This is a genomic window from Enterobacter sp. 61D5 (assembly GCF_034107965.1).
Lineage (GTDB): Bacteria > Pseudomonadota > Gammaproteobacteria > Enterobacterales > Enterobacteriaceae > Enterobacter > Enterobacter cloacae_M.
Map to the genome: position 1 here is coordinate 1 of NZ_JAWNFK010000023.1, position 8696 is coordinate 8696.

The window sequence follows — 8696 nt, forward strand, 5'->3', positions numbered from 1 at the left end:
CCTGCTGGGCGAGCATCAGGTTAACGTTGAGGATAAGCTCACCGGCAGCTACCGGGTGTGGGACTACTGCGTGCAGTATCAGGAGTCGAGCCTGGACTTCATCAGCCGCCTGATGGAGCTGGAGGGGATTGCCTATCACTTCCGCCATGAGGCGGACAAACACACCCTGGTGCTGACCGACGCCGCCACGCAGTACCAGCCGTTCAGCGGCTATGAGGTTATTCCTTACCACCAGACGCCGTCCGGCGGCAGTACGGATGAGGAGGGCATCAGCCAGTGGGCGCTGGAGGACAGCGTCACGCCGGGGATTTACAGCCTTGACGACTATGACTTCCGCAAGCCGAACGCGTGGCTGTTCCAGGCCCAGCAGAACCCGGCGTCGCCGAAGCCGGGGAGCATTGACGTGTACGACTGGCCGGGGCGCTTTGTGGACAAAGGCCACGGGGAGTTTTATGCCCGCATCCGTCAGGAGCGCTGGCAGGTGGAGCATCAGCAGATTCAGGCCACCGCCACGGCGGCGGGGATTGCGCCCGGGCATACCTTCACCTTAACCAACGCGCCGTTCTTCAGCGACAACGGGGAGTATCTGGTCACTGCCGCGGGTTACCACTTCGAAGAGAACCGCTACGCGAGCGGCGAGGGTGAAACCATTCACCGCACCGATTTTACGGTCATTCCGTCGGCGGTGGTCTACCGTCCGGCGCAGAGCACGGCGTGGCCGCGCACCTACGGCCCGCAGACCGCGAAAGTAGTGGGGCCGCAGGGGGAAAGTATCTGGACGGACAAATATGGTCGCGTGAAGGTGAAGTTCCACTGGGACCGTCTGGCGAAGGGCGATGACACCAGCTCCTGCTGGGTGCGCGTGTCGAGCGCGTGGGCGGGCCAGGGCTACGGCGGGGTGCAAATCCCGCGCGTCGGCGACGAGGTGGTGGTGGACTTTATCAACGGCGATCCGGACCGTCCGATTATTACCGGGCGCGTGTACAACGACGCGAGCATGCCGCCGTGGGCGCTGCCTGCCGCGGCGACGCAGATGGGCTTTATGAGCCGCACGAAAGACGGTTCCGTCGACAATGCCAACGCCCTGCGGTTTGAGGATAAAGCGGGCGCAGAGCAGGTGTGGATCCAGGCCGAGCGCAACATGGACACCAGCGTTAAGAACGATGAAACGCACAGCGTCGGCGGGGCGCGCAGCCATTACGTGAAGAAAAATGAACTGCACCGCGTGGAAGCGAACCAGACCCAGGCCGTGAAAGGTGGAACCGAGATCCTGACGGGGAAAGGCAAGCTGGATGCGGCGGTGGAGCAGTATGTGATTGCTTCCGGAACGAAGCTGCGGCTGGTCTCCGGTGAGAGCGCCATTGAGCTGAATGCTAATGGCAAGATTAACCTGATCGGCAAAGAGTTTAACTTCTTCGTGGAAGGGGATGGTTATATCACCACGGGCGGTAAGCTGCACCTGAATACCTCGGGAACCAAGCCGGGCACAACGGCACCGGGTTCGGGGCATAAAGGGGATATTGATGCGGCGGTGCAGGAGAAATTTGCGCCGGGAAAGGAGAGTAAGGCTGGTGCGGCTGCCAGCGCACCTGCCGAAACCTCTAAAAACGCAACGCCTCCAGCATCGAATGTTCCTTCAAGCGGATATGGCAAGGATGTAGATAGTCTTGTCGATAAATCACCAACGATGAAAAATGACATAGCTACGTTAAAGAAACGAGGCTGGACATTTGAAGAAGGTGAGGCAGGCAAGGGGACGTTTGCCAATCGTCAAAAGCGAGTTATTACCGTTGATAAAAACGAGTTCGGTAATCCGAATGCGGTTGTTCAGTCTCTGTCACATGAAAGTGGTCACGCTTTATATGAACCCAACATTGATTTTTCTTCGCGCGACGCCTATCTCAACAGCACACTCAGTGATGAAGGCGCTGCAACATTGAACAATATCCGGGTCCAGCGCGAAATCATAGCCAACAAGGGTGGTGATATCGGTATTGCGGGCAATCCGGCAAATCAGACACAATATAATCGTATCTATGATTCTCTCGAACGTGGGGCTATAAAGGAAAGTGAAGCGCGTACGCAGATAGGCCGTATCTTTGGCAAAGGCGAACAAACGTCTACCACAGGGCAATATTACGAAGATTATTATGGCGGTTGGTATGATAAAAATTATCCATAGTCTAAAAACGGGTGCGGTGCTTGCGGCTTTATTAACGACGGGAATGGCAGGAGGTAACATGCAGAAACAGGATCTTTGGCAGTTCATTGCAAAAATGAGCGCATCACTCAAAACGTTGTCCGTTAACAGTCTGGATAACGCTCCGTTGTCATTCAAGCTAACGAAACAGAATGAATATATCAATTTCTACAATGCCGACGATATCAAACTGGCGGATGGAACGAACATTACTGCAATTGATTTACGCTTAAGTAAAGAAAGTGACGGTATGGCACCGTTACTGAATTTTTCACCGTCCGGCCAGTGCATCACTCTCGATACCGTTAAAAAGCATTATCCGCAACTGACGCTAACTGATTATCCACGAGGCCGCTCTGAGAACGAAGTGACCAGCTATACAGCGCCAAAAGATATGAATGGACAAAAGGTGAGCTTCAGTTTCACCGTGAAAAATCCTGACTGTCTGTCTTCAGTCGTCATAAGCGCCGAATAAGAAACGCTGCTTCCATGGCCTGGCGATGTTTCCAGTGGTGAGAAGCGCAATAAATATTCATTAAATGACAATTAATGTGAAAAAACATACTCCGATATTTCTTTGTTCTGCCCTGATGTTTACCTGTATGAGCAGCAATGTGGTTTTGGCTCGGGGTATTCCGCCTGTTCTGACAAAACAGGATTTTTCCGTCAAAGTTAAAGGCCAGCCTGTCGCATTAGGCGACAGATGGACTCCTGATATTGCCCGTAAAATTGACGTGCCGCTTGAAGGCCATTTTGTCGGTGAGGTTCCTTTTGACGGAACGAACTATAAATTCTACCAGCATCAAAAGGATGGTTTAGAAATATTCACTTCCAATCTCTGGTGGGATAAAGCTGAACGAAGCGTTGATGATTATGTCGTGTCGCAGATTACGCTGACTGCCGAAGACTTCGCAACGCCGCGTGGTGTCCATGTGGGTTCAACAATCAGAGCACTGAACAATTCATACGGCGATGGCCAGGTTGAAAATGATTCCGGGGAGCAGTGGATTTCCTATGAATTGGGTAAGAAATTGCTCTCTTTTGAGGTTAAAGACAGTAAGGTTGTGAAAATAACCATGAATTACGAAAATGGTTCTTCAGAGTGATTTATGACCAAAAATATCTGACAGCCGTATTGTTCACCGCTTTATTGACAGCCGTTGTTGAAGCGTCATCGGCGCTTGAATTATCGCAATACAATAAGCTCGATACGGTTAGCCGCATCGTTAACGACAGCGAAGTGACAGACAGTCTCAGGGCGCTGTTGGGAAATCATTATCAAACCTTTATTGATAACTTTGATGTCTTCGGTGAACCGCATACCACCGCAGGTGGCGGATTGTTTGTTGAAGGCTGGCTAAAAGATCTCTATCTGGAGAACGCGTCAGCGCTGGTCATCGATCCTGACGGCAAAATCTTTGCGGCCTGGGTGGTTCCGGAGTCGGACGTTATACAATATCGGTCATCTGATAATAGCCCGGTTATTAATGCCGATATTCAGCAATGGGCCGCCAGATTCAATGCGATGCATTTTGCAACGAACAGCCAATCAGGCCTCGCGTTTGACGGGGAGTGGGCTGGAGAATTCGGGAGCGACTCGACGTTAACCCTGCGGTTAGCTGCATCAGGCAACCGTATCACCGGGTCTTATTGCTATATCTCCCAGAGAGGAAACCGCATAGATTGCCCGGAAGATGATGAGCGTAATCTTACCGGTACGATCGCTGGCAATCGTGCCAATATTGAATTCAACTCATCGTTTGGCGGCCCAGGCGGACGGGCTGTTCTGGAAATAAAGGGGGATGAAATGGAATGGCGCTTAGCAACTCCTCCTCAAAATGGAAATTACTATGCTCCGCTGCGTTATACGTTACGTAAAGCCGCTTCGGTTCATAACGCCGAAACCAGAAAACTGGACACCGAAAAGTTCGCTATTTCGCTGATAAACAGGTGCGGGCGTTTTGGGAGCGAGTGTGACGAGATGGTCTATCTCGGCGTGCGCAAAAGCGATAACAGTACGATCTCCTTAAAGGGAAAAACGTTACGCGACTCCGCAGGTAAAATAATCGGCTCAACGTACAAGAATGGCGAGATCGTTTATACCGTGACGTATGCACCCGCGAAATTGATTGTCAGCAAAGGCAGCCATGTTTTAGTCGAACAGTCAGGTCAATGGCTTAAATAATAAAACAGCCAGCCAGAGGGCCAGCATGGATTGGCCTTTTTGTTTCTCACAATATTAATCATCCCGAGTTCACTTATGAAATACACCCTCCAGGAAGGTTCGTTTTCCCTTTTTCCTGCTGCCTGGCAGGATAACAGCATGAACATCATTCGCGATGACGAAAGCGGGCTGTCCGTGGTGGTCAGCCGCGGCGTTATCCCCGATGGCAGCGACTATGAACAAGAGTTCAACCGCCAGTGGGATGTGCTGCGTCCTCAGATGGGCGAAATTGCCCTGAGCGAATTCCGGAACGTAAAGGCCGGGCCTGACGGAAAAATTAGCGGGCTGGAAGTAGAAACCACGTTTGACCGTAACGGCCAGCGCCTGTGGCAAAAACAGCTGGCCGTGCAGACGCCGGGCAAACCGGCATTGATGATTTTTACCCTCTCGGCATTAAGAGCCTTTACCGAAGAGGACGAGGTGCGCTGGAGCGCGCTTAAGCAGAGTCTGACGCTAAACGACCACCGGAATGTGTAAGGCATGAGCGATAACAACGCGGCCCGCAAGGGCGACGAGATCATTCACTCCAGCATTTTTGCTGACATCACCAGCATCGTGGCGGAAGGTGCCGCCTATGCGGTGATCGGTGCGGCGGTAGGAGCTGCAGCAACCGTAGCGGCGCCATTGCTGGGTGCGGGGGCCGCGGCAGCAGGTGTGGCGGCGATTGGGTCCAGCTGTCTGTTAAGCGGCATCATTGGTGGCGTGCTGGCGAACGTGGCGGGGATCACCGACGATATCAGCAACGCCGCGGAAGGGTTAGGCAATGCGCTTTTCCCGCCGTCGCCTGCGGGTAAAATCACTACCGGTTCCAGTAACGTTCTCACCAACGCAATCCCCGCCGCACGCGCGGCAGGCACGTTGACGCCTGCCGATACCCCTTCACCTGAGCCGCAGTCGCCGGGCAGCTTTGCCGATTACGCGGGCATGCTGCTTTCCGCCGCCGGACAGTTTGGCAGCGAAATGTGGCAGCCGAGCGTCGCCTCAGCCGCCGCGGGAACCTCGCCGCTGGAAGAAGACAAGGTGGCATGTGAAAAGCACTCCGGGCCGCAGTATCTGGCGGAAGGCTCTAAAAGCGTCTTCATCAACGGACAGCCCGCGGTGCGCGCGAAAGATCGCACCACCTGCGAAGGCACCGTTTCCGACGATGTCTCCCCGAACGTGATCATCGGCGGGGACACGCTCACGGTCCGCGATATCAAAAGCGGTAAAACGCCGGGTCTGGCGCTGGGGATGATTGCGCTCTCCCTGCTGCGCGGGCGTCCGGGCAAGATCCTGAAAAACATGCCGTGCGCGCTGACGGCGGCCGGCGGCGGGATGCTGGCCGATATGGCGGTTAACGCCGTGTTTGGCTCTTCGCACCCGGTTCATGCCGCCACCGGCGTGAAGGTGCTGAATGACGACGACGAGCTCGATTTCTCGCTGCCGGGGCGTTTCCCGCTTCGCTGGCAGCGCAGCTACAACAGCCTGACCACCCGCGAAGGGCTGTTTGGCCTGGGCTGGGCAACCACCTTTGACAGCTATCTCACGCTGGAGGACAACAACGCCACCTGGTTCGATGAAACCGGGCGCGAGCTGAGCTTCGAGCTGCCGCCTGTCGACCGCGCGTTTTACAGCATCAGCGAAGGCATCATTATCCGCCGCAATGAGAGCGGCGACGTGGCGATTGCCGACGATGACGGCGCGGTATGGCGCCTGTACAAACCGACCCGGGCGAATCCATCCATCCTGCGTCTGGCCTCCCTCAGCGATGAATACGGCAACGCGCTGCTGACGGAGTGGGACGAGCACGGCAGGCTGGTCGGCCTTCACGACGAGCCGCGGGCGATAGACGTCACTCTGCGCTATGACGATGAACGTTTCCCGCAGCGCGTTACCGCTGCCAGCCATTTCGACGGTAGCCAAACCTGGCCGCTGATGCAGTGGGGCTACGACGCGCGCGGCCAGCTGACGAGCGCGACGGATGCCTCCGGCGTGGTGACGCGTGAATACCGCTATAACGAGCACGGGCTGATGGTCTGGCACCGGATGCCGGGCGGTCTGGAGAGCGAATACCGCTGGAAAAAATTCGATCACTGGCGCGTGGTGGAAAACCGCACCAGCACCGGCGACGGGTGCCGCTTTAGCTACGATTTAGCCGCCGGGCTGACGACCGTCGAGCACTACGACGGCCAGACGCGCCTCCACTACTGGAATGCGCAAAATCTGATTGTCCGCTACGTTGACGAGCGCGGTGAAAACTGGCGCTACGAGTGGGACGAGAACGAGCTTCTGACGCGACGCATCGATCCGCTCGGTAACGCCGTCACCTTCGTCTACGACGAGATGGGAAACCGGGTTCAGGAGATCGACGCCGACGGCAATACCCGCACCACTACCTGGCTGGAGCACCGCGCGCTTCCCGCGGCCATTATCGAAGCCGACGGCAGCGCCACCCGGTTCTGGTACGACGAACACCACGGGCTGAAACGCGTGGTGGACCCGATGGGGCAGACCACGCAGCTGCGCCGGGACGAGTTCGGCCAGGTCGTCGAAGAGGTTGATGCCGCCGGAAACAGCCGCTACCAGGAGTACAACGAGGCCGGGCAAATTGTGCGTGCGAAGGACTGTTCCGGGCGTATTACCCGCTATCGCTACCACCCGCTGGGGTGGCTGGTGGCCGAGGTGAGCGCCGACGGGGAAGAGACGCGCTACCGCTACGACGCCGCAGGGCGTCCGGTGCAGCTCGATCGTCCGGAAGGCTGGACGGAATCGCTCAAATGGAACGAACGTGGCCTGCCGGTGAAGCATGCTGGCGCCGACGGTAAAGAGAGTGAGTTCAGATACGATGAAGCGGGGCGCTTAACCGCGACGCGTAATACCCAGGGTGAAGAGGTCCGTCGCCGCTGGGACAGCCGCGGGCGTCTGATTGCCCTGGAAAACGAAAACGGCGAAGCGTATCAGTTCCGCTGGGGCGCGGACTCGCTGCTGCTGGAAGAGGTTGGGCTCGATGGCGTGGCCTCGCAGTATCGCTACGACGCCTGCGGGCGCACGATAGCGCGCACGTTTGCAGCCGGCCATCCGGAGGCCATCACCCACGCCTTCGCCTGGAGCGCGAGCGGCCAGCTGGTCGCCCGCACCACCCCGGAGGGGCAGACCCGCTATCACTACACGCCGTCCGGGCTGTTAAGCCGGATTGGGCTGCATCCTGCGCTTGCAGCCGACGCGTGGACCACTGAGGCAGAGCAGGAGCTCTCCTTCGACTATGACGCGCTTGGTCGCGTCACGCGCGAGGCGGGCGAGCACGGCGAGCTGGCGTGGGAATATGACGCGCTGGGTAACCGCACCTCTATCACGCTTCCCGACGGCCGCGAGCTGAAGCAGTTCTACTACGGCAGCGGGCATCTGCTCAGCATTGCGCTCGATAAGCTGTCGGTCTCCGATTTTACCCGCGACGAACTCCACCGGGAGACCAGCCGCACCCAGGGGCTGCTGACCACCCGAAGCGAGTACGACCGCCTTGGACGACTGCATCGCCGGGACGTCTTTACCGGCAATGCCCAGCGCCCGTCGCCGCGCCGCTGGTCCCGCCGCTGGGATTACGACTACCGCAATAACCTGGTGCGGGAAGAGCGGGACGATAACCCGTTCAGCTGGTACCGCTGGCAGTACGACAGCGCCGGGCGTCTGCTGGTCCAGGATGGTACGCTGCCCGGCCAGGAGCAGTGGCGCTGGGACGCTGCCGGTAACCCTCTGGAAGGGGCTGCTGAGAAGGTCACGCACAACCGCCTGAGGCAGCTGAACGGCATTCGCTGGCGCTATGACATCCACGGCCGCACCGTGGAAAAAGATAACGGTCAGACCTGCTGGCACTACCGCTACGACGGTGAGCATCGCCTGACGGAAGTCATCAGCCAGCCGCGGGACCGCAACAGGCCGCAGACGCAGGTCAGCTTCCGCTACGATCCGCTCGGGCGACGCATCAGCAAAACGCGACGCCAGATTCTGGGCGGACAGCCAACCGGCAAGCCGGTCACCACCCGGTTTGTCTGGGAAGGATTCCGCCTGCTGCAGGAAGTTCACGGGGATGTGCCGCTGACCTACGTCTACAGCGACCAGGACAGCTACGATCCGCTGGCGCGTATTGACGGCGTGGAAGCGCCGGAGATTTTCTGGTTCCACTGCCAGCCCAACGGCACGCCGGAGCGGATGACGGATATCGAAGGGCAGGTGCGCTGGGAAGGGGTGAACAGCGCCTGGGGCAAGCTGCTGCGGGAAAGCGAGACGCAGGTATCA

At 57.4% G+C, this 8696-nt stretch carries 6 protein-coding genes; all 6 read left to right on the forward strand.

The window, feature by feature from the left end:
- Positions 1-2182 (forward strand): type VI secretion system Vgr family protein (locus tag UTM25_RS19565; RefSeq protein ID WP_320715225.1); only part of this gene is annotated, 2182 nt, incomplete at its 5' end.
- The gene (locus UTM25_RS19570) at positions 2151-2675 is read left to right on the forward strand and encodes a hypothetical protein (RefSeq protein WP_233469360.1); all 525 of its coding nucleotides are present in this window, start codon (positions 2151-2153) and stop codon (positions 2673-2675) included. The genes UTM25_RS19565 and UTM25_RS19570, both read left to right, overlap by 32 nt.
- Before the next feature lie 76 nt (positions 2676-2751).
- On the forward strand, positions 2752-3306 hold the full coding sequence (locus UTM25_RS19575) for a hypothetical protein (protein ID WP_320715227.1): 555 nt from the start codon (positions 2752-2754) through the stop codon (positions 3304-3306).
- Positions 3303-4385: a hypothetical protein gene (locus UTM25_RS19580; protein ID WP_320715228.1), complete on the forward strand. Its 1083-nt coding sequence runs from the start codon at positions 3303-3305 to the stop codon at positions 4383-4385. The genes UTM25_RS19575 and UTM25_RS19580 overlap by 4 nt, the downstream gene beginning before the upstream one ends.
- A 75-nt stretch (positions 4386-4460) precedes the next feature.
- Positions 4461-4901, forward strand: a complete 441-nt coding sequence (locus UTM25_RS19585) for a DcrB-related protein (RefSeq protein ID WP_194399465.1) — start codon at positions 4461-4463, stop codon at positions 4899-4901.
- A 3-nt stretch (positions 4902-4904) separates the two neighbouring features.
- Positions 4905-8696 (forward strand): DUF6531 domain-containing protein (locus UTM25_RS19590; protein WP_320715230.1); only part of this gene is annotated, 3792 nt, incomplete at its 3' end.